11 protein-coding genes are annotated in these 19989 nt (G+C 69.1%); 3 read left to right on the forward strand and 8 right to left on the reverse strand.

Features of this window, described 5'->3' with window-relative positions; all coding sequences use genetic code 11:
- Window positions 1–19 precede the first annotated feature (19 nt).
- The 3 genes from recD to recC are packed head-to-tail and all read right to left on the reverse strand — an operon-like array spanning window position 20 to window position 8612.
- Window positions 20–1843 (reverse strand): exodeoxyribonuclease V subunit alpha, encoded by a 1824-nt coding sequence (recD, locus tag FA014_RS02715; RefSeq protein ID WP_154728181.1) that lies wholly within the window; start codon window positions 1841–1843, stop codon window positions 20–22.
- The gene (locus FA014_RS02720; RefSeq protein WP_154728182.1) at window positions 1840–5193 is read right to left on the reverse strand and encodes a UvrD-helicase domain-containing protein; all 3354 of its coding nucleotides are present in this window, start codon (window positions 5191–5193) and stop codon (window positions 1840–1842) included. The genes recD and FA014_RS02720 overlap by 4 nt, the downstream gene beginning before the upstream one ends.
- The gene (gene recC, locus FA014_RS02725; RefSeq protein WP_230322813.1) at window positions 5190–8612 is read right to left on the reverse strand and encodes an exodeoxyribonuclease V subunit gamma; all 3423 of its coding nucleotides are present in this window, start codon (window positions 8610–8612) and stop codon (window positions 5190–5192) included. The genes FA014_RS02720 and recC overlap by 4 nt, the downstream gene beginning before the upstream one ends.
- Window positions 8613–8804: 192 nt before the next feature.
- Here recC and FA014_RS02730 point away from each other — a divergent pair, with 192 nt between their 5' ends.
- The 3 genes from FA014_RS02730 (at window position 8805) to FA014_RS02740 (ending at window position 13938) form a co-directional block, all read left to right on the forward strand.
- Window positions 8805–10865 carry an ATP-dependent nuclease gene (locus FA014_RS02730; protein WP_268865876.1) on the forward strand — a complete coding sequence of 687 codons (2061 nt, stop codon included), beginning with the start codon at window positions 8805–8807 and terminating at the stop codon, window positions 10863–10865.
- Complete coding sequence (locus FA014_RS02735; protein ID WP_154728184.1) at window positions 10862–12499, forward strand: UvrD-helicase domain-containing protein; 1638 nt, start codon at window positions 10862–10864, stop codon at window positions 12497–12499. The genes FA014_RS02730 and FA014_RS02735 overlap by 4 nt, the downstream gene beginning before the upstream one ends.
- 252 nt (window positions 12500–12751) lie before the next feature.
- Window positions 12752–13938, forward strand: a protein-coding gene (locus FA014_RS02740) for an IS3 family transposase (protein WP_230322815.1) whose coding sequence is annotated in 2 segments (ribosomal slippage) — window positions 12752–13054 and window positions 13057–13938 — 1185 coding nt in all. Because the reading frame shifts where the segments join, the coding sequence is not laid out codon by codon here.
- A gap of 233 nt (window positions 13939–14171) precedes the next feature.
- Here FA014_RS02740 and FA014_RS02745 read toward each other — a convergent pair.
- From FA014_RS02745 to FA014_RS02765, 5 genes are all read right to left on the reverse strand, one after another.
- Window positions 14172–15290: a DUF3644 domain-containing protein gene (locus FA014_RS02745; protein WP_230322816.1), complete on the reverse strand. Its 1119-nt coding sequence runs from the start codon at window positions 15288–15290 to the stop codon at window positions 14172–14174.
- Between the two features lie 87 nt (window positions 15291–15377).
- Window positions 15378–15890: a MazG nucleotide pyrophosphohydrolase domain-containing protein gene (locus FA014_RS02750; protein ID WP_216447936.1), complete on the reverse strand. Its 513-nt coding sequence runs from the start codon at window positions 15888–15890 to the stop codon at window positions 15378–15380.
- Window positions 15891–15968: 78 nt separating this feature from the next.
- Window positions 15969–16631, reverse strand: coding sequence for a DUF7002 family protein (locus tag FA014_RS02755; protein WP_154728185.1), 663 nt, complete (start codon window positions 16629–16631; stop codon window positions 15969–15971).
- Window positions 16632–16634: 3 nt separating this feature from the next.
- The gene (locus FA014_RS02760) at window positions 16635–18269 is read right to left on the reverse strand and encodes an adenylosuccinate synthetase (RefSeq protein WP_154728186.1); all 1635 of its coding nucleotides are present in this window, start codon (window positions 18267–18269) and stop codon (window positions 16635–16637) included.
- A 419-nt stretch (window positions 18270–18688) separates the two neighbouring features.
- Window positions 18689–19987: a hypothetical protein gene (locus FA014_RS02765; protein WP_154728187.1), complete on the reverse strand. Its 1299-nt coding sequence runs from the start codon at window positions 19985–19987 to the stop codon at window positions 18689–18691.
- Window positions 19988–19989: the final 2 nt, after the last annotated feature.

The following is a 19989-nucleotide window of genomic DNA, read 5'->3' on the forward strand; positions in this document are numbered from 1 at the left end:
CGTCACGGCGTCGCGATCTCTAGCTCGGCGAATGAAGCATGTCGTGGACTTGAGCACCTAGAGGGTGCCGAAGGCCGGACGCGCGACGGACCGGGCGCCGGCACGCCATCAGCACGGACTCGGGCGCGGCGAGGACGTGCAACCCGTCGCGGGCCCGGGTGATGGCCGTGTACAGCAGTTCACGTGTCAGTAGCGGCGAGGTCGCCGGCGGCAGGACAACGGTCACCTTGCTGAACTGGCTGCCTTGGGACCGGTGGATCGTCATCGCGTGCACCGGGCTGACCGCGGGAAGCCGGTGCAGCCGGACGAGTCGCGGCTGGGTCGGGTCACCGAACGCTGCGGCGGTGGCGTTCATCGATGACTGCGGGGCGCTCACCACGACGCCGGTGTCTCCGTTCGACAGGCGCGTGGCAGGGTCGTTCGCGTTCACGATCAGTGGCAGACCGACCGGCCAGCGTTCACCGGGGGAAGCCGAGCCGGCGCCGATCCACTCGCGGGCGAGGTCGCCGAACCGTGCGATCCCCGCTCGACCCTCACGGTGTGCCAGGAGCAGGCGATGCTCGTTGAGCGCTTGCAGCGCGGCGGTGGCGTCCCCGGCGGTTGCCGCGGCCATCATCAACTGCCCGGCGTGCCGAACGTCGTCGGCCACGTCATGAAGGTCTGCCGGTCCAGCCCACTGCCCCGGGAGCTCGGTGAACCGGACGGTCGGTCCGCCGGCGCGCAACAGGGCGAGCGCGTGTTCACCGTCGCCGGTGCGGACGGCGTCGGCGAGCTGCCCAAGCTCGGTGCCGAATCGGTAGTTGTGCTCCAGCCGGACCAGTCCACCGGGCAGAGACGCGACGAGGTCCGCCAAGACTGCGCCGGCCTCGACGGACGCGAGCTGGTCGGGGTCGCCCACCAGGATCAGCCGGGCGTCCGGTCGCACGGCGTCGAAGAGCCGGGCCATCAGCGGCAGCGACACCATCGAGGCCTCGTCGACGATGACCACGTCGTGGGGGAGCGGGTGGGTGCCGTCGTGCCGGAACGGGCGGCCGGGTCGCGCGCCGAGCAGGCGGTGCAGGGTGCTGGCGGTGAGGTCCGTCAGTGGGGTGCGGTCGCCGGGTGGTAGGCGCTGGGCCTCCTGGGAGATCGACTCGTGCAGTCGTGCGGCTGCCTTCCCAGTGGGGGCTGCCAGCGCAACCTGCAGGTCAGGCCCTAGCGTGTCGTGCAAGGCGGCGAGGAGCCGGGTGACCGTCGTGGTCTTACCGGTCCCAGGTCCGCCGGTGATGACGGTCAGTCGGCGGGCGCCGGCGGTGCGGACCGCGAGCCGTTGCTGCTCCTCGTGCGCTTCGGGGAGCAGGCGTGCGGCTGCTGCTTCGAGGACGGTGGTGTCGACCTCCGCCGGTGCCGTGGTGCGTGCATGGACACGCTCGCGGATCAGGAGCTCGTCGCGCCAGTACCGGTCGAGGTAGACCCGTCCGTCGACCCACCGCACGGGCCGGTTCGAGTTCCCGGATGGTCCGTCGGCGATCAGGACCGACCTGCGCACCGCGGCGTGCCAGCTGGCGGGGTCCGGCCAGGGGAGGGGGGGTAACCCGGCGCGATCGTCACCGTCGGCTGGGTCACGATCGGCGTGAGTGTCGGCCGCGTCGTCCAGGTTGATGCACACCGACCCGGTGCGGGCGGCTCGCACCGTCAGGGCGACGGCCAGCAGGACGTCCTCTGAGGTCTCGCCCGCGGCCGCGGACAGCCGGCGGGCGACGTGCACGTCGCCGGACTCCAGGACGCCGGCGTCGATGAACGGGTCGAGTCGGTCGCCGGTGCGCTGGGGGACGCGCGGGTCCGCCGGTCGAGGAGCGGTCATGAGCTGACTCCCGCGAGCAGGTCGGACAGCGCCAGGACGAGCTCGGTCGGTGGCCGCCAGGCGACGACGCCCGATGGTGCGGGCAGAGCGTGCCCGGTGGCGGGATGGGTCGTGGCGTCCGGTCCGGGCATGCCGCGCACGAACAGGTAGGCGCCACCGGCCAGGTGGGTGCAGGGGTCGTAACCGCGTTGGCGCCATCGCAGGTAGCGGTGCAGGGCGACGGCGTACAGCAGGAGCTGCAGCGGGTAGTGGTGCTCGTACATCGCCGCGATCAGGGCTCCGGGTTGGTAGTGCGCCAGGGTCAGGGGTTCGTCGCGGAGCGCGAGCCGGTTCGTCTTGTAGTCCACGACCAGGTAGCGGGGTGTGCCGGTGTGGTCACGTACGCGCAGCACCGCGTCGATGCTCCCGGTCAGGTACCCGACCAGGGGGGCGTGCACCGCGTGCGGGGTCAGGTGGGTGCGCAGGTGGGTCCCGTAGTCGGCGAACGGGTCGTCGGACGCCAGATGCTCGTCGAGCAGGTCCGCGATCTTCGCCAGGGTTGCGGCCGCGGTGTCGGGGTCTGGGGTGTCGCCGCCGGCGAGCGGGAGCTCGAACTCGAGCTCGGCGAGCCGGTCGGCCGGTGGGACGTCGAGAAGTGCCAGGTTCTCCGCGATCGGGCCCAGCGGCGTGGTCAACGCGGGGACCAGCGACCTGGCGAGCGCTGCGGGTTCGATGCGCAGCGCGGGGGTCAGTCCGGTCTGCTCGCACCGCGCAGTGAGCTCGGCGAGCAGGTCGGGGGCGTCGGTGTCGATGGTCTCCAGGACGGAGTGCACCAGGGTGCCGAACGCGGTGCCGCTGGGCAGGTCGGCCATGGGCGAGGCCGGGCTGTGCGCGTCGGGTGGTACCGGAGCAGTCGTGGCGTGCTGGTCGTCAGGTTCGTCCGTCATGCCGGCCTGCTCAGGTTCGCCGCTGAGTCCTGCGTGCGGGGTCGCGGTCTGCGCGGTGAGCCCGGTGTAGGACGTGCGACGCCAGGCGGTGTCCGGGCGTCGGGTCAAGGTGGCGGTGGTCAGCGCGGGCTGGGGGACCTCGGGCGGCGCCCAGGTTGTCTGGTCGGGGACCTGGGTGACGACCTGGTGCACCAGGGTGCCTCCGCTGGCCGCGGCGAGTGCGTCGAAGCGTGACTTTACGGTCGGGTCCGCATGTGTGGGCACCTTCGCCTCGAGGCTGCCGTCCGGCTGCCGTCCGGCTAGCAGCAGGCGGGACAACGGACCGGACGCCGAGGAGGTGCTGGGCGACCACCACAGCGTGACGTGGCTGCGCGCCCGGGTGAGCGCGACGTACGCCAGCCGTAGGAGCTCACCGGCTTCCTCCTCGAGGGCCGCAGCTGCCGCGTCTCCGTACCCCGGGCTGCCACGTCCCCCGATGTGCAGGCATCGCTGATCGCCGTCGTGGTATCGGTGGATCTGCACCTTGCCGTCGATGTACCTGTCGGACAGGAACGGGACCATCACCAGCGGGAACTGCAGGCCCTTGGCGGCGTGGACGGTCATGACCTGCGCCGCGGCGGAGTCGGTCTCCAAGCGCCGTTCGGACTCCTCGCCGGTGCCGCTTCCCTGGACCTTGCCACGCAGCCACCGCAACAGACCCGTTGGGGCGAGCCGGTCGGCTCGTGCGGTGGCATGCAGGATCTCTGCTACATGGCGTAGGTCGGTCAGGTACCGCTCACCGTCGACGCGGGACAGCAGCCGTTCACGCAAGCCGTCATCGGCAAGCGCCTGCATCAGGGCAGCGACCCCACCCCCGTGCAGCACGGCGGCCCAGCGGGCGAACCGGTCCTGCAGATCGTCGAGTTGCAGGTCGCTCGCGTTCCCCAACGTGCTCGCGTCCCACCCGAGCATCGGGGTCAGTGCCGCGGTCGCGACCAGTCCCGGGTCGGTGCGGGTCAGGGCGCTGAGCAACGTCACCCAGTCCCGGGCGGCCGAGGTCTCGAACACGTTCTCCGAGGTGGACATGACCGCAGGCACGCCCGCGGCGTGCAGCGCAGCCAGCACACCGGAGGCGTCCGCGTTGCGTCGTACCACGATCGCGATGTCCCCGGCCCGGGTCGGGCGGTGGCTGTCTCCGGTGGTACGGATCGTGGTGGTGTTCAGCCGTTGGACGACCTGGTCGGCGACGTCGCGGTACAGCACCCGTCGGACCTCACCGATCGAGGGCAGCTTGGCCGGGCTGCCGCCGGACACCTCCCTGGTCAGTGATCGCAGGACGACGGGTGGTGCACCTGTGAGCTGATGGGCCGCCCGCATCGCTTGGACCGGTCGGACGGCGATCTGCGGGTGTCCGAGGGCCGCGCCGAGCAGGACCTGGTCGAGTCCGGCCAGGACGGGTTCATCGGTGCGCCAGTTGCGGTGCAGCGTCTGGCGGGGGGCGCTGCGTACCGCTGCGAGGTATGTCGTGACGTCACCGCCACGGAAGGCGTAGATGGCCTGTTTCGGGTCACCGATCAGTATCAGGGTGCGCGCGCCGGCGAACGCCGTGCGCAGGATGTCCCACTGCACCGGGTCGGTGTCCTGGAACTCGTCGACCATCACGACCCGGTACGCGCCACGGACACGCTCGGCGGCCAGCGCCCCGAGGTCTGGGTGGTGCAGGGCGTCGCGCAGCTGGACGAGCAGGTCGTTGTAGTCGATGACCTGGGCCTGGCGCCGACGTCGTGCGACCTCGGTCCGGGCACGCTGCGCCATCCGGACGCGCGTGGCGACCGGCTCAGGTGCTCCGATGGGGCGCAGGTCGGCCACGGGATCGTTCAGCGCCGCGGTCGCGACCGCACGCATCTGCGCGGGTGGGAAGTCGTGCGTCGTGACGGGGGCGTACTTCGCGACGTAGAAGTCGTCGATGACCTGCTGGTGCACCTCGCTTGAGTCAGGTTCGAGACGCGAGTCGACGTCGAGGTCGCCGACGGTCCCCAACAGGGTGCGGACGCGCTGGCAGAAGCCGTGGGTGGTCACGATGGTCGCGTCGTCGAACTGCGCGAGCGCGGATCGAAGGCGCCTGGCTCGCAGAGCCCGTTCGGTGTCGTCGACGTCGCCCAGCATCGTGACCACCGGGTCGTCGCTGATGGCGGTCGACCGCAGCGCTCGCTCGACCTCGACGAGACGCTCGCGCACTCGGGACCGCAGCTCGGCGGTGGCGGCGCGCCCGAACGTGATCAGCATCAGCTCGGGCATCGTCGCGAGACCCTCGGCGATGTACCGGGCGGTGAGCGAGGCGATGGTTGTGGTCTTCCCGGTCCCGGCGCTGGCCTCGAGCACGAGCGTGCCCTGGGGCAGCGGACCGCACACGTCGAACGACTCGACGCCCTCGGTGGGTGTCATGGGCGTGCCCCCGCTGCCGGTGCGGACCGCGAACGGCGACTCGTTTCGGCGGTCTGCAGCGGCTGCCAGATGCGCACCGCGAGCTCGCCAAACCGGGTGTGCTCAGCGGCCAGACCGTCCGGTTCGGCACGTTCGGTGGCGATGTCGCGCAGCTTCGACCCGGCCCCGAATACCAGTTCGTGCGCCGGTTCCAGTCCTTCGCCTCGCACGGTGCGGCCGTCGAAGTCCCACCAGAGACTGCTGGCACCCGACATCGCGTCGGGCACGTCGTCGCCGGCGAGACGTCGTCGCGCATACTCAGCGGACGTCTCGACCGCTAGGGGCAGCGGTTCGCGCAGGGCGGCGCCCGCCAGGTCGACCAGCTCGCCGAGCAGCCGAGCAGCTGTCACGGGGTCGGGCGCGTTCAGCGTCGACACGGCGGCGCCTGAGCCCTGAAGCGGACGTCCGATCGTGACGGCCTCCATCGGGTCCTGGGTCGAGGCGGCGGCCGCCAGGAGCTTGACCCATGCGGTCAGTCGCTGCCGGGCTCGCAACCTGGAGTAGACAACGGTCAGGATCCGGTCGTCGTGCACGTTCTCGACCGAGCCGGTCAGGACTCCGCGACCGGGCAGGTCGACCCGGATCGCCAAGCTCGCCGGCGCGTGACGCCACTGAGTGCGGGCCGCGTCGAGGATCGGGGCGTATCCCTGGGTGACGGCGCTCATGACGTCGTCGGCGAGGTGTCCAGGAGGCAGATGCCCGCGTGCGCGTTCGACCTCGGCCGCCACGGCGGGGTCCACACCGGCCAGGGCCGCCTCGAGCAGGCGTTGCCCGATGTTCCACTGCGCGAGGCCGTCGACTTCGATGGGCAGAGAGTCGGGGATCTCGGGATCCTCGCCGAGCAGTACCAGTCCAAGCCGGCGCCGCAGGAACGAGGCGACGGGTCGGGTCACGATCTGGATCAGCAGGTCCAGGTCGAGGACCGGGTCCGTGGCTGGCAGCGGGTCGGGTAGGAAGGGTGCGGCGGCGCGGCGTGGTTGCTGTCCAGCCTGGGCCGCGGCCAGGTCGAGCCGGTCGAAGCTGAATGCGCCGGGCCGTCCCAGCATGCCCGGGTTGAAGTTCCGGACGTCGGTGGGCTGCAGCGGATGGTGAACGACCAGGCTGGTCGCGGCCGGACCCTCGGGAAGCTGGACGGCGTCGTCGATTGCGTCCAGGAGCTCGGCGACCGGCACGGCGGGCGGCATCGCGGCACCGGTGCGCTCGTGCCGCCCGGTGTACAGAATGGCCAAGTGGTCGGACGCGGACAGGACCGCATCGAGAAAGAGCCGGCGTTCGTCGCGGTAGTCGTCGCGTTCGCCGACCTGAGGGTCGCGGCGCAGGATGTCGTCGCCGTCCAGGTGCCGGGCGCGGGGGAACTGCTGGTCATCCATGCCGAGCAGGACCACGACCCGGTGCGGGACCTGACGCATCGGCTCCAGCGAGCACACCGTCAGGGCACCGGTGCGGAATCCGGCCCGGGTCGGCCGGCCGGACAGGTGCGGGCCGAGGAGCGCCTGGATGTCGTGACGAGCAACAGCGGGGTCGGGCCCGGCACTGTCCTGCCGGATCGTGGACAGCACACGAGCGGCCTCGAGCTGCATCCATCGATCTTCTGGGTCGAGGAACGTCAGCGCGTCGAGCGCACCCTCGAGCGCGTCTATCCAGGCGCTGACGGGCTGGTTGCCGTCGAGGTCCGCGACGCAGTCCAGGATCCGCTGCACCGCTTCAGTGAACCGGCCGAGCAGGTCGATCTCTGTGCTGGCGATGTCGCAGGCGGCGACGAGACCGTCGGCGGGAACCGTGGCCGCGTGACGTCGTGCGGGTGTGGGAATCGCGCGAGCGCCGTCGTCCGCCATGGCGACACCCAGTGCGAGCCGGTCGAGGCCGACGTGCCACGTCCCTTGGGCGAACCGCACTCCGTACCGGCTGCGGGCAGTGAGGTCCGCGCCCCAGCTGATGCCCGCATTCTGCACCCAACCACGCAGGATCTGCAGGTCGCCGTGGTTGAGCTCGAATCGTCGGCTCACTGGCTGCTGCTCGAGGAGGTCCAGCACTTCGGCCGCCGTCTGACGGCCTCCCGCAAGGGAGAGCAGGGAGCTGACGAAGGCCAGCAGTGCGTTCGCACCACCCGGTGCACGGTCCGCTACCTGGACCCGCAGCTGCCGTCCCGGGTGCACCCACGCGTGGGCGTCGTCGCTGTCCGCCGCACCGAACACGGCGGACAGCAGTGGGGCGAACCGCTCGACGTCCGGACACATCACCAGGACGTCGCGGGGCCGCAGGGTGTCGTCTTGGGCTAGGAGCCCCACGACGACTTCGCGCAGGACCTCGACTTGGCGGGCTGCGCCGTGGCAGGCATGCACCTCGATGCTGCGGTCGCCGGCTCCGGCAGTCCAGACGGGGGTGGTGGCGTCGGAGCGGATGTGCGCCTGCAGGGCGGCGAGCGTGGTCTGTGTCGTCGGTGGGGGTTTCGGAGAGGTGTCCAGCGTCCGGGTCAGCGGGACGATCTGGGTGGCGAGCTCTACGCAGTCGCCCGCCATCGACGACAACAGCCGCTCCCGGCCGAGGTCCGGCAGGCCGGCGCGCCCCGCCGCGGCGGGCAGGTCAGCTGCCGCTCGCCACAGCGTCAGCGAGGGGACCGGCAACCACAAGTGGACGCTTCGGCTCGCGGCGAGCGCTGCCAGCGCATGCATCTGATCCAGGGGAAGCCTGCTCACACCGAAGACCGACACCCGCGCGGGAAGGTCCACGGCATGCGGGTCCGATACCAGCCGGTTGACGGCGCCTTGGAGCCGCAGTGAGGGCGGGGGAACCTCGCTGCGTCCGGTCACCTCCCGCCACAAGGCCGCCTGCCACGCAAGGTCCGGCGACAGCGGCGCCCCGACACCGTCGCTCTCATCACCCGCGGACCACGCCGCGGTCATCGCAGGTCGCTGTGCGTCGTAGTCGAGCAGCAGCCGAGACAGCCGTTGCGCGGTTCGGACTCGGCGCCCTTGCCGTAGTGCGTCGCCGGGCTCACCAAGGTGCCTGCGCACCGGATCCAGCACGGGGTCGTCGGTGCGGTCGAGCACGTCGAGGACTGTCCAGGTCAGGCGACCGGGAGACCACGGGTCGTCCTGCGGTGCGATCCCGGAGACGGCGGCGACGACACCCGCCGTGACGGCGGCAGGGGAGTCGAACTGCACGTTCGCGCACACACCGTCGTGCCCGGCACCCGTGCCCAGATGATGGGCAAGTCGTTGGGTCAGCCAGCGCTCCACGCCCCGCGTCGGCACGAGGATCAGGTCTGGAGCGAACGGGTCGTCGGGCGCAGCGTGGAGCCAGGACGCGAGCTGGGCGACGAGGCTCTCGGAGTGCTCGGCGAGGTGCACGTCGAACACCTGGGGCTCCGGGACGACCACGCTCCACACAGTAGTGATGGCGAGCGCGGACCCGCCGGTGGACGGCCCGGCGAGCCGCAGTCGAGCGAATGCCAGCCTTTCGGGTGATGCTCACACGCCCGCTAGTGCGTCGAAAGTCCGATTTTGAGGGGCCCTCCTGTTGAATGTTGCCCAAGGCTCCGGGGCGCTGCTCGCGTCCCCATGGGGTGCAAAATGGGGGGGGCGAAGGTGCAGCTTGAGCGTGTGCGGGCATGCGGGTTCCGTTCTCTGGGTCCAGACCCGGTGGAACTGGAACTGACCGACCTGACCTGCCTGATCGGACCCAACGGCAGCGGCAAGACCGCATTCCTGCACGGGCTTGCCCGCATGTTCTCCATCGACCCGTCGCTACGCAAGGTCGTGGCCTCCGACTTCCACGTCCCCGCCTCGGACGCTGCAGGTGCCGGCGCGGCCCGCCAGTTGTGGATCGAGGCGCACTTCACTCTGCCCGAGCTTGCCGATGGTGCGACGAAGCACTCCACGGTGCCCCCGTTCCTACGCGTCATGCGAATGACCAGTCCAGATGGTCCTCCCGAGCTGCGCATCCGGCTGGAGGCCGACCTGGACGAGGAGGGAGAGGTGACTGCCAACCTGTTCCACGTCCTGGCCGCCGACCAGGACGGAGATCCGACGCACAAGTCGTTGGTGAACCCGCACGACCGGCGTGCCATCCAGGTGCACTACGTCCCGGCGCGCCGCGACCCGGGCGATCACGTCTCCTACGCTGCGAGCACGCTGCTGGGCCGGTTGCTGCGCTCCGCGGAATGGGACAAGTCGCGCGAGGTCGCCCTCGATCACGCCAGGAAGCTGAGCGAGGAACTCGCCGACAACCCTGGGGTCGTGACCGTCAACACGAAGCTCAAGCACGCCTGGACTCAGCTGCACAAGGACGCGTTCTTGTCGAGCACGAATCTGTCGTTCATGAGCGGGGAGCTCGAGCGCGTCCTCAGCCAGGTCAGCCTGGAGTTCTCTCCGGGGCCGAGTGAACCGGAGGTGAGCTTCACACGTCTGAGCGACGGTCAGCAGTCGCTGCTCTACATCTCGCTCGCACTGGCCGTGCACGCGGTCGGCCGCGAGGTACTGGCTGGCAAGGACATCGGCTTCCGCGCGAACGTCCTGCAGCCGGCGGTGTTCACTCTGTTCGCGGTGGAAGAACCGGAGAACAGCCTGTCGCCGCACTACCTCGGACGGGTGCTGGACGAGTTGCAGGAAGTGGTCAAGGGCAGCGACGCACAGGCCGTCGTGGCCACCCACTCGCCGTCGCTGATGCGCCGAGTCCAACCAGAGCAGGTGCGCTACCTACGCCTCGACGACGAGCGTTGCACGCACGTCGAGCACGTCCACATGCCCGCCAAGGCGGACACGGCGCACAAGTTCGTCCGCGAGGCGCTGCATGCCTACCCCGAGCTGTACTTCTCCCAGCTCGTCGTGCTGGGCGAGGGTGACAGCGAGGAGATCGTCCTGCCCGCTGTCCTGCGGGCGCAAGACTTGGGTGCTGACGCCGCTGCGGTCTCCGTGGTCCCACTGGGTGGGCGGCACGTCAACCACTTCTGGAGCCTCCTGAACGGCCTGAACATCCCGCACGTGACCCTGCTGGACCTGGACCTCGGCCGCTACCACGGCGGGTGGGGGCAGATCCGCTACGCCGCCAACCAACTCCTGGAGCACAGGCGTGAGGGCCTGGCCTTCAACAGCGCTGACGTCGCGGCCCTGCCGCGTTCGGGGACGACACGGTGCGCGACCGGTCTGAAGTGGATCCAGATGCTCGAGGGCCACGACGTGTTCTTCTCCTCGCCGCTCGACCTGGACTTCTCCATGCTCCAGGCCCTGCCCGAGGCGTACCCCATGCCCTCGCAAGAGGACGCGCACGAAGAGGCACCTGACGGCGACGAGGAGTTGGACGGCCAGGGAGAGGTCGACGAGAGCGTGGGCCACACCGACATCGACGCAGCGGATGAGGACTTCGACGAGCAGCAGCGGGAAGCCGAGCTGCTGGAGAAGAAGACCGTAGTCGCGGTGCTCGGCACTCACGGCGATGCCGGTGCGTACACGGAGGACGAGCGGGGGCTGTTCCACCCGTACAACCGGCTGTTCAAGGTGGGCAGCAAGCCCGCGAACCACCTCGAGGCGTTGGCCGTCCTCGGGAGTAGCACCCGCCTCAAGGAGGCGATGCCGCCCGAGCTGGCGCGCCTGAGCCAGAGAGTCAAGCAACTCGTCGAGGGACGAGCGACATGACCAGCCCCGCCGACTGGCAGCCGGCCGCAGGCATCGATCTCGAGCCCGGGGCGCGCACGGCTGCCACCAGCCAGGAAGGCAACCTGCTGATCATCGCGGGGCCGGGATCGGGCAAGACCGAGCTGCTGGCACAGCGCGCTGACTTCCTCCTGACCACCGAAGTGTGCCGGTACCCCAAGCGCATCCTGGCCATCTCCTTCAAGGTGGACGCGGCCCGCAACCTTGAACAGCGCGTGCGCCGACGGTGCTCGCCGGCGCTGGCGTCGCGCCTGGACAGCCACACCTTCCATGCGTTCGCCAAGCGCGTGATCGACACGTTCCGGCCCGTGTTGACCGGCGCCGACGCTCTCGATCCCGACTACACCGTCGGCACCACCGCCATCGCGGGCTCGCAGATCACGTTCGCTCAGATGGCCCCCCTGGCGACCAAGATCCTGAAAGGCAGCGTGATCGCGCGCAACGCGATCGATCAGACCTACGAGTTCGTGTTCCTCGACGAGTTCCAGGACTGCACCCAGGATCAGTACGCGTTGCTCCTGGCTGCGTTCGGCACGCGGACCGACGGGCTGATCGCGGTCGGGGACGCGAAGCAGCGCATCATGATGTGGGCGGGAGCTCTACCGCGAGTGATGAGTGCCTACAAGGAGACGTTCGACGCGACGCCTATCCCGCTGCTGCAGAACTACCGGGCCAAGCCGCGCCTGCGCCGGATGCAGAACACCATGATCCTCGACCTGGAGCCCGAGTCCGCGATCGGCGCCGACCAGCTGCTAGGAGACGCGGGTAGCGTCCAGGTGCAGCGGTTCGTGGACGACACCGACGAAGCGGCGTGGGTGGCAGACCAGATCCAGGAGTGGATCGACGACGACGGGATCTCCCCGGAGGAGATCGCCGTGCTGGTGCGTAGCTCGCTCCCGCTGTACACGCCCCAACTGTGCAAACGGTTGCGCGAACTGCAGATTCCGTTCCGGCTGGAGGCAGACTCGCAGGACCTGCCAGGGGAGCCCATTGCCGGCCTGATCTGCGACTACCTCGCCGTGGTGTGCGGCGACCAGGAAGCGGACGCCTACACGCGGCTGATGGACGTCGCCCGTAGTGGTGCGACCAACCAGGCTGACGAGCAAGGACGCTTTCTCGCGTTGCGCGAGAGCGTGGAGAGCAGCCGCGAGAAGTTGCAGCTAATCGGCGAGCAGTCGGTGCGTGATCTCGTCGGTGAGCTCAGGCAGGTGGTCGGGGTGTCAGTGTTGGCATCGATGGCTCCCGCCTACCAGCAGGCGGAGCGTCTGGAGGAGATCGTCGAGCAGGTAGTCGCAAGCCTCGAGGAACTCGTTGAGGCCACGGGCGACGTCGCCGCGGCGCTGCGGGAGTTCGTCGGCACCGGTGCTGTTCGGATCCTCACCGTGCACAAGTCGAAGGGGCTCGAGTACGACGCGGTCGTTGTGCTGGGTGTGGAGCGGGAGCTGTACTTCGGTGAGGACGTGGACGAGACCTTCTTCGTGGCGATCTCACGACCTCGTGAGCACCTCGTGCTGACCGTCTGCGGACAGCGCGAACCCGAGAGCGCTCCGTGGTGGTGGAAGCGCCGACGGTCGGAGTTCAGTCGACTGACCGCGTACGCCGAGTCGGCTCTGTGACCTGCGAGCAGAGCGAGGGGTCGCCTCCGGCTACGTCGGCCTGACGGCTGCGACCTAGGCGTGCGAGCAGTTCGGCCGACCAGCACGCGGATGTCGGCCGGTGGTCGTCGGTACGCCGCTCAGTGACGGGTAGCCACCACCGAGGGAGGGGTGTGCTGCGGCGTCAAGAGCACCCGGCTGGGAAGGGTCTGCTGCACGAGCAGGTGACACCCACGTGTGGTGCCGGTAGGCGCCGCTGGAAGGATGTGCACCGTGCCCAGGCACTATCCCAAGGAGTTCCGCGACGATGCCGTGGCCGTGGCCGTGGCCGTGGCCGTGGCCGTGGCTCGCCGCGGGGACGCTCCGATCAAGCAGATCGCGGCCGACTTCGGCATCGCCGAGTCGTGTCTGCGGAACTGGCTGCGTGATGCCGACGTCGCGGACGGCAACCGTCCCGGGGTGACCCGGACCGAATCTGCCGAGCTGCGAGAGGCGAACCGGCGCATCCGTCTGCTGGAGCAGGAGAACGAGGTCCTGCGCCGCGCAGCCGCGTATCTGTCCCAGGCGCACCTGCCGGGAAAAGGCTCTACCCGCTCGTGAGTGAGCTCGCCGTCGACGGGATCCCCGTCGTGGCGACGTGTCGGGTTCTTAAGCTCGCCAGACAGCCCTACTACCGGTGGCTCGCTGAGCCCGTCGGCGCGCGCGAGATCGCCCGGGCGCACTTCGCGAACGCGTTGTTCGACGCCCACCGCGACGACCCGGAGTTCGGGCACCGGCTGCTGGCCGACGAGGCCGCCCGCGCCGGTCTGGTCGCCTGCGACCGCACGGTCGGGCGGATCTGCCGGGACGACCAGTGGTGGTCGGTGTTCGGCAAGAAGCGCTCGAAGAACGGGAAGAAGGCCGGTCCGCCGGCCCATGAGGACCTCGTGCTGCGCCAGTTCCGGGCGGACGAACCGAGCCGGCTGTGGCTCTGGGACATCACCGAGCACCCCACGTCCGAGGGCAAGATCTATCTCTGCGCGATCAAGGACATGTTCTCCGACCGGATCGTCGGGTACTCGATCAGCGACCGGATGACGTCCCAGATCGCGGTGGACGCACTGGTCAGTGCCGTGCAACGACGTGGCGCGGTGGCCGGGTGCGTGGTGCACTCCGACCGGGGCAGCCAGTTCCGAAGCAGGAAGGTGGCCCGCGTCCTGGCCCGTCACGACCTCGCCGGGTCGATGGGTCAGGTCGCCTCCGCCGGGGATAACGCCGCGATGGAGAGCTTCTTCTCACTGCTGCAGAAGAACGTCCTGGACCGACGGCGCTGGGCCACCCGCGAAGAGCTGCGTCTGGCGATCATCACCTGGATCGAACGGACCTACCACCACCGCCGACGACGTCAGGCCCGCCTCGGACGACTGACACCCATCGAGTACGAGACGATCATGACCACTCAGGGCGCACTCGCCGCCTGAGAAACCCTGTCACCTACTCGTGCAGCAGACCCATCGAATCAGCGACCTCTTCCGTGTCAGGGAAGAGGTCGAGTGTCCGCCTGCGTGTTTGTCAGGGGTGCAGGGAACTGCTAACGAACTGGTCAGGGAGCCGTGGGGAACGGCAAGGAACAGCAGGGAACGCAGGGGTATCAGGGAAAATCAAGGGAATCCCTGCGCTCGCGCTGGATGGTCGTGCGTGACGCGTCGCGCGGTCAGGCAGCCGCGGGGGACGTGCCGGCACACCCGTCGACCTTGCAGATCCGCGGGCTCTGGCTCTGGCCGCGTGGCTTGTGTCCGTCCCAAACCCGGTCCATGTCCAGCGTCGTGAGGGCCTTCTGCATCGAGTCGACGGCGGCGTCGGAGTAGCGGCCGATGCGCTGCGATCCGAGCACGAAGACGTAATGGGCTCGGGGGTTGCCGTCGATGCCCAGGTGCCGACGGAGCGCAGTCGCGCGGGAGGTCGAGATGCCAACCCGCTTCGCGAGTTCGGTCGCCGAGAGGTAGAACTTCCGGTCCAGGTCCACCTCGCGGATGGCGGCCGCGGGCACGCTCTCGTCGACGACGTATCGCACTGGGGCCCCCTCGGTCTTGCTGAAGCGCACCGTGATCGTGGCGCCGGTGCCGTCGATCTGCGCGGAGACATCGCTCAGGCGGGGGAACACCTCGGTGCGTTCGCGCCCAGCCTTGATGCCTCGTTCGACGCGGTCGACGTCCTTCGCGGAGACCTGGGCCGCAGCGCCGACGTGCGCCTCCATCGCGAGCAAGGTCCGGATGCGGGCGCGAGCGTCGTGTCGGGCGCGCCGGCCGGGCTTGAGCAGCTCGGCGATCTGGGTGAACTCGTCGTCGATGAGGACGTCCAGGTCCCGGGGAGGGGCCACGGAGATGGGTAGCACGCGGACCGGCAGATGGTCGGCGAGTCGCTCGGAGAACACACGCGTCAGGAGCTCGTCAAACAGGGTGACCGCTGCTCGGGCATGCAGGTAGAGAAGCTGTTCGCTGACCTCGTTGAACCAGTGCTGCTCGTCGTCGCGCATGGCGTCGATGGCCCGAAGCGTTCCGGCGTCGTTGTCCGACAGCTTGATCCGGGTGTCGGCGGCGGCGAGGCCGAGGCACTTCTCGAATCCGATGGAGCGACCGAGCTTGCGGTCGAAGACTGGAACGTTGTGCTGGACGAGCGCTGCCTTGAGCAGCATCTCGAACGCGTGCTGGAGGCTCAGGAGGACTTGGGTGACTCGACCCTCGTTGCGGGGCGAGTTGAAGGCCGTCGTGGCGACCGTGAGCGAGGAGAGCGCCTTGAGCTTGAGTACCCGCGCCTCTTGCTTGAGCTTCACATCACCCTCCGACTCCGAGGCCGCCGTCGACACGGCGGCGCGGCCCACGATAGGAGGCCGGAGCAGCACGAGACGCGGGCGCGCCGGTCAGAAGAGGCGTGGCTGTACCGCGAGCACGGTGGAGACGTCCGGTGGTGTATAGCGCGCGGACTTCAGGACCTTGCCGTCGTGGCGGAGTAGCGGCCGGCCGCGGTCGTCGAGCTTGCTCATGTTCGCGCGATGTACCTCCCGTACGACGGCATCGAGGTCGATGCCGTAGGTCACGGCCGTTCCGAAGACCACGTAGGTGATGTCGGCGAGTGCGTCGGCGATCGCCACGAGGTCGCTGTCGTCGAGTGCGTCGCGGAGTTCCTGTACCTCCTCGGCCAGCAACCGCAGCCGCAGCGCCGCGATGTCAGGACTGACGTCGAGAGAGGGATCGGGATTGCGTGGCAGGCCGAAGGCCCGGTGAAAGTCGAGGACCAGATCGGTGATGTCCGACAGCGGCGGAAGCCGCGTGCGCGTGCGCGTCGAAGTGCGCGCGCGGTGGATCGGGAGATCGATCTGCAGGGTGTCCTGGATGACTGCAGACCGTCGACGTCGCGTGCCCTGGTGCCCCACGTCGTCACCTTGTCACATGATCCACGGCGTCCGCCAAGGGTGCCGGTGAGCGGATAGATGTCGCCTGACGGGCACGGCTCATCGCTGCGGGAAGAGCTGAGACGTCGGCTCGCCATGCACCCAGCGCGTGACGGTGATGACAGCGTCGACGACGTTCGGGGAAGCGTAGGGAACGGTCAGCTCGACGACCGCGTCGCTGCGCCCGCGCCGCTTCGCCATCTGCTCGTAGGGGTAGCCCTCGAGGCGAACGAACGTCTCGGGTCCGCGTGCTGGCATGTTCGGCACGTGAACGGACCCGGTGTTGTACGGGGCCAGGTCGACCTGCGGGTGCGCGGCCAGCAGCTTTGCGGTGTCGACCTCCAGCACGGTCTGCGGGTGCCTCTTGTAGGCGGTTGCGCCCATGAGGCGACGCAATCGCTCCGAAGAGACCCAGAAGAAGACTCTTCCGTTCAGCGCATCGAGGAACTCCTGCAGTGTCGTGCCAGGAAGCAGGCACTGGTCGATGAACTTCAGGGGGCGCTGGTCGCGGACGAGGATCTCGGGCAGCCCGTCGTGCTGTAGTGCCACGCTGGTGCGACGGACGCCGTTGAGGATCTGTGCGCGGACGGCCGGCGGTGGGTCGTAGAGGTCGACGAGGGCGGCAGTGCTGAGCAGGCCGCGGTCCTGGATGGAAGGCCAGGCGCCGTCGACGGCCATGTGGAACAGCCGGGGGTACAGGTCAATAAAGTGCTCGCGGTCCATGTCCTACGCCTCCGCGGTCGGGAGCCGGGTGGGTCGAGCGCCGCGCCAGGTGCGGCGGTCGATGATGCCGCGCTCGAGGAAGGACGTAGCGATGAGTGACACAGCGGCTCCCGTGACGCTTTCGACTTCCTCGACGAACTCAATGGTGGCGCCTGTGAGCTGCTCGTAGCGATAGGCATTCTTGTTGTTGCGGTCGAGGTAGTCGGCAAATGTCAGTGCGATGTCGGTCGCCGAGTTCAGTTCGGCCGAACGCCTGAGCAATTCCCAGTCAAACTCCGCAACCCGGCGGACTCTCTTGGTCACGGAGCTGACGTCCTGGATGTCGCCGGCTTCGTGCCTGGAGCGCTGCTCGATCTCGGACCACTGCAACTCCCGGCCGTGTCCTATGTCTCCCGAGTTGCCAGCGACGCGAATCGGGTAGGTGCGGATCGTCACGATGGCTCGGCGCACGCGGCGAGGCCCGATGCCCGCTTCGGAAAGGGTGCCCGCGATGGTGGTGTCGCGGCTCGTCACGTGGGGGTACTGGCCGTGGAAGACGCTCAGCCCGGTGCCCTGGGTGCCCTCGACAAGTACGTAGTGACCAGCCGCGAAGGCGTCGTTGAGGAGTTCGCCGGTCTCGGCGAGGAATGGCTGGAGCTCCGGGTGGTCGCGCGCGAGCTTCGTCGAGCCGTCGCGGCCGAGGATGCGCCTGGCTGCGGCAGCGCCGACGCCTTGCCCGGTTGACGCGATCGCTCCGACGAGCCCGGCCTCGCGCTCGATGTCATCTTGGTTGATCACCATGACTTGCGGGTCGATCTTCACGCGCGCGGGGTCGACTCCGGTCTCGGCTATCTCGTTGAGCAGGACAAGCGGGTTCACGATTCCGCCGGGTCCGACCACCAGCGGCGCTTGTGGGTTCGCGCGCGATCCTGATGGGAGGGTCCGGTGGGTCAGGACAGCGCCGTCGTGGCGGACCTTGTGTCCCGCGTTCGGTCCGCCGACTCGCACGAGGACGCCGTACTCGGGCGCGAGGTGGTAGGCGATGTTCCCCTTGCCTTCGGAACCGAACTGGCCTCCGACGACGACGTCGACCAGCGGGGCGGTTAGGGCGGGAAGCAGACCCAGCCGGGCCGCGCACCGGATGACGATGTCCTCAATCGTGTTGCGGTGGGTGTCCAGTACGACGTCAGCGATCTTGCCGAGCTCGTCGATGTTCGCCTGGGTGGAGTTCTCGGCGAGCATCTCGTACGACGCCAGCTCAGCCACAGAGTCGCGACGTCGCTCCCGGTACCGCTCTGCCAGGACCGAGCGGTCGGCGGCAACGAGGTGTACGTGAACGAGCCGACGCCCGAACGACACCCTCAGCTCGTCGATCTGCTCGCGGATCCGCACGGCGTCGACGATGAGGAGACGAGAGTCGTCAGCGTCATGTGCGTGCGCGGCATCGCTGACCCAGCGCCCCGCGGTCTCCCGATCGAGAACGTCGCCGAACGCCTGCATCGCGCGGCGGTCGGTCAGGTCGACGCCTCGCTTGCTCGCGAGGTCGACGAGGGCGTCGCGGGTCTTGACGACGGTCCCACCCCACCGGTCGACGAGCTTCGATGCGACGGTGCTCTTACCTACGGCGATGGCGCCGGACAGTGCGACGACGATGTCCACGAGTCCTCCGAGGTCGACGGGTGCGGCCCCGTCGGTCGAGGGAGCGCTCGTGCCTGAGGCAAGGTTCCTGCACGAGGCCGCATCGATGTGTCATCGCGACGTGATTGGTCCCGATTTCACCCGGCTGGCGGCGTCTCCGCGTCCGTTGTCGGGAGGTGACGGAACGGTGGGCCATGAGTTCTCCTGGGCCTCCGTTGTGTCATTGCAGAAGCGCGGCAGCGGCATCCCGCCGTCGACGATGATCCATCGCCTCCCACGGCCCGACACCCTCGCCCGCGTCGCGAGTCGGAGTTCGCCGGGCTTGATGATCCGTGTTCCATGTGGTCACCGTCGGCCGAGCTCGCGGGGCTAGCGCGCGGGAACATCCACGTCGGGATACACGACGGTCTCGATTCCTCTTGGCGCTCGGAGTGGCCTCGCTAACGTCGCCAGTCGGGGGAGCTCGAAGCGCTGCGTTCCCAGCCGGGGTCTTGTGGCGGGGGAGCGTTTGGTGGTTGCGTTCCTGCGTAGTACCAGTGGTCGGCGGGTTCGTTGAGGGCGGCGACGCCGAGGATGAGTCCGCTCGGGGTGCGGCGCCAGGCGTGCCAGGACTGCCCGTCGTGGGCGACAGTCATCTGGATGCCGTGGTCCTCGGGGAGTCCCTTCCTTGCGAAGTCGCCGAGGATGTCGAGAAGGTCCGCCCTGTAGCGGCCTCGGTTGCTGTGATGTCCCATGTGGCAGGTCGCGAGCCAGCGTAGGGACTCGCGGGTCTCCTTCATCTCGCGCTGGTCGAGCTGACGGCCGTTGAGGTCGTGGCCGGCGACGCCGGCGAAGCGTCGCAGGCGTTGGGCGGCGAGAGCTGGCTGGGCGCGGCGCCGGTCTCGCTTCGCGCGGTAGACGCGCACGGCCTCGAAGGTCTCCTGGCGGGTGCGGGTCTCGGCGAGGGTGCGGATGGTGTCGTGGTCTTTGGTCAGGTCGTGCGCGGTCCGCAGGTCTGGGCCGAGGGCGGCGAGCGTCAGCACTCGCGTCTTGAGCGGCGCTGGGTTCCCGAAGATCGGCTTGCGCAGGAACTTGATGAGGGCCTCGTAGGACATGTACAGCGCCAGGAGCCAGACGAAGGGCAGCACGCCGAGGGGCAGCCAGATGGACAGGGCGAGTCCGAGCAGCATCTGGCGTGCGTCGAGTGTGTTCCAGTTTGCGGCGAGCTGGCGGGCGGTCAGGAGGATGAGTGCGATGCCGAGGAGGGCGTTGATGGCGAGCAGGGGCTTGTGTGCTGTCTTGTGGCGCTGGTCGCGTTCGGCGAGGGCGAGCAGGCAGGCGAGAGCGACGAGTCCCAGCTGAAGCGCGACTTCGGCCGGGTAAGAGAACGTGTACAGGTTCATCGCGTACTGGAGGAACACCGATGCGGCGACTGCTTGCCGTGCCGCGGTGAGGAAGTAGCGGTCGGTCTTCGCGGCGTCCAGTGGCGCGAAGACCGTGCCGAGTGCCGTGACGACGAACCAGACGATGGTGTCCTTGGTGAGCCCGGAGTTCCAGAGCCCAAGACGCGATGCCCCAGCGACGAGGGCGGTCACCCAGGCGGCGAGCGCGATGACCGGGACGACGATCACCCGCATCCCGCGGGGCACCTCGCTTCGCAGTAGCGCCTTGCGGGCGCTCGGGGTGGCGAGGACGACGACCGCACATGCGGCGAGGAGTGTGAGGATCGCCCACTCGCGTGAGTTCAGCACCTCGGTCACCG

The sequence above is a fragment of the Cellulomonas hominis genome (genome assembly GCF_005239125.1).
GTDB lineage: Bacteria > Actinomycetota > Actinomycetes > Actinomycetales > Cellulomonadaceae > Cellulomonas > Cellulomonas hominis_A.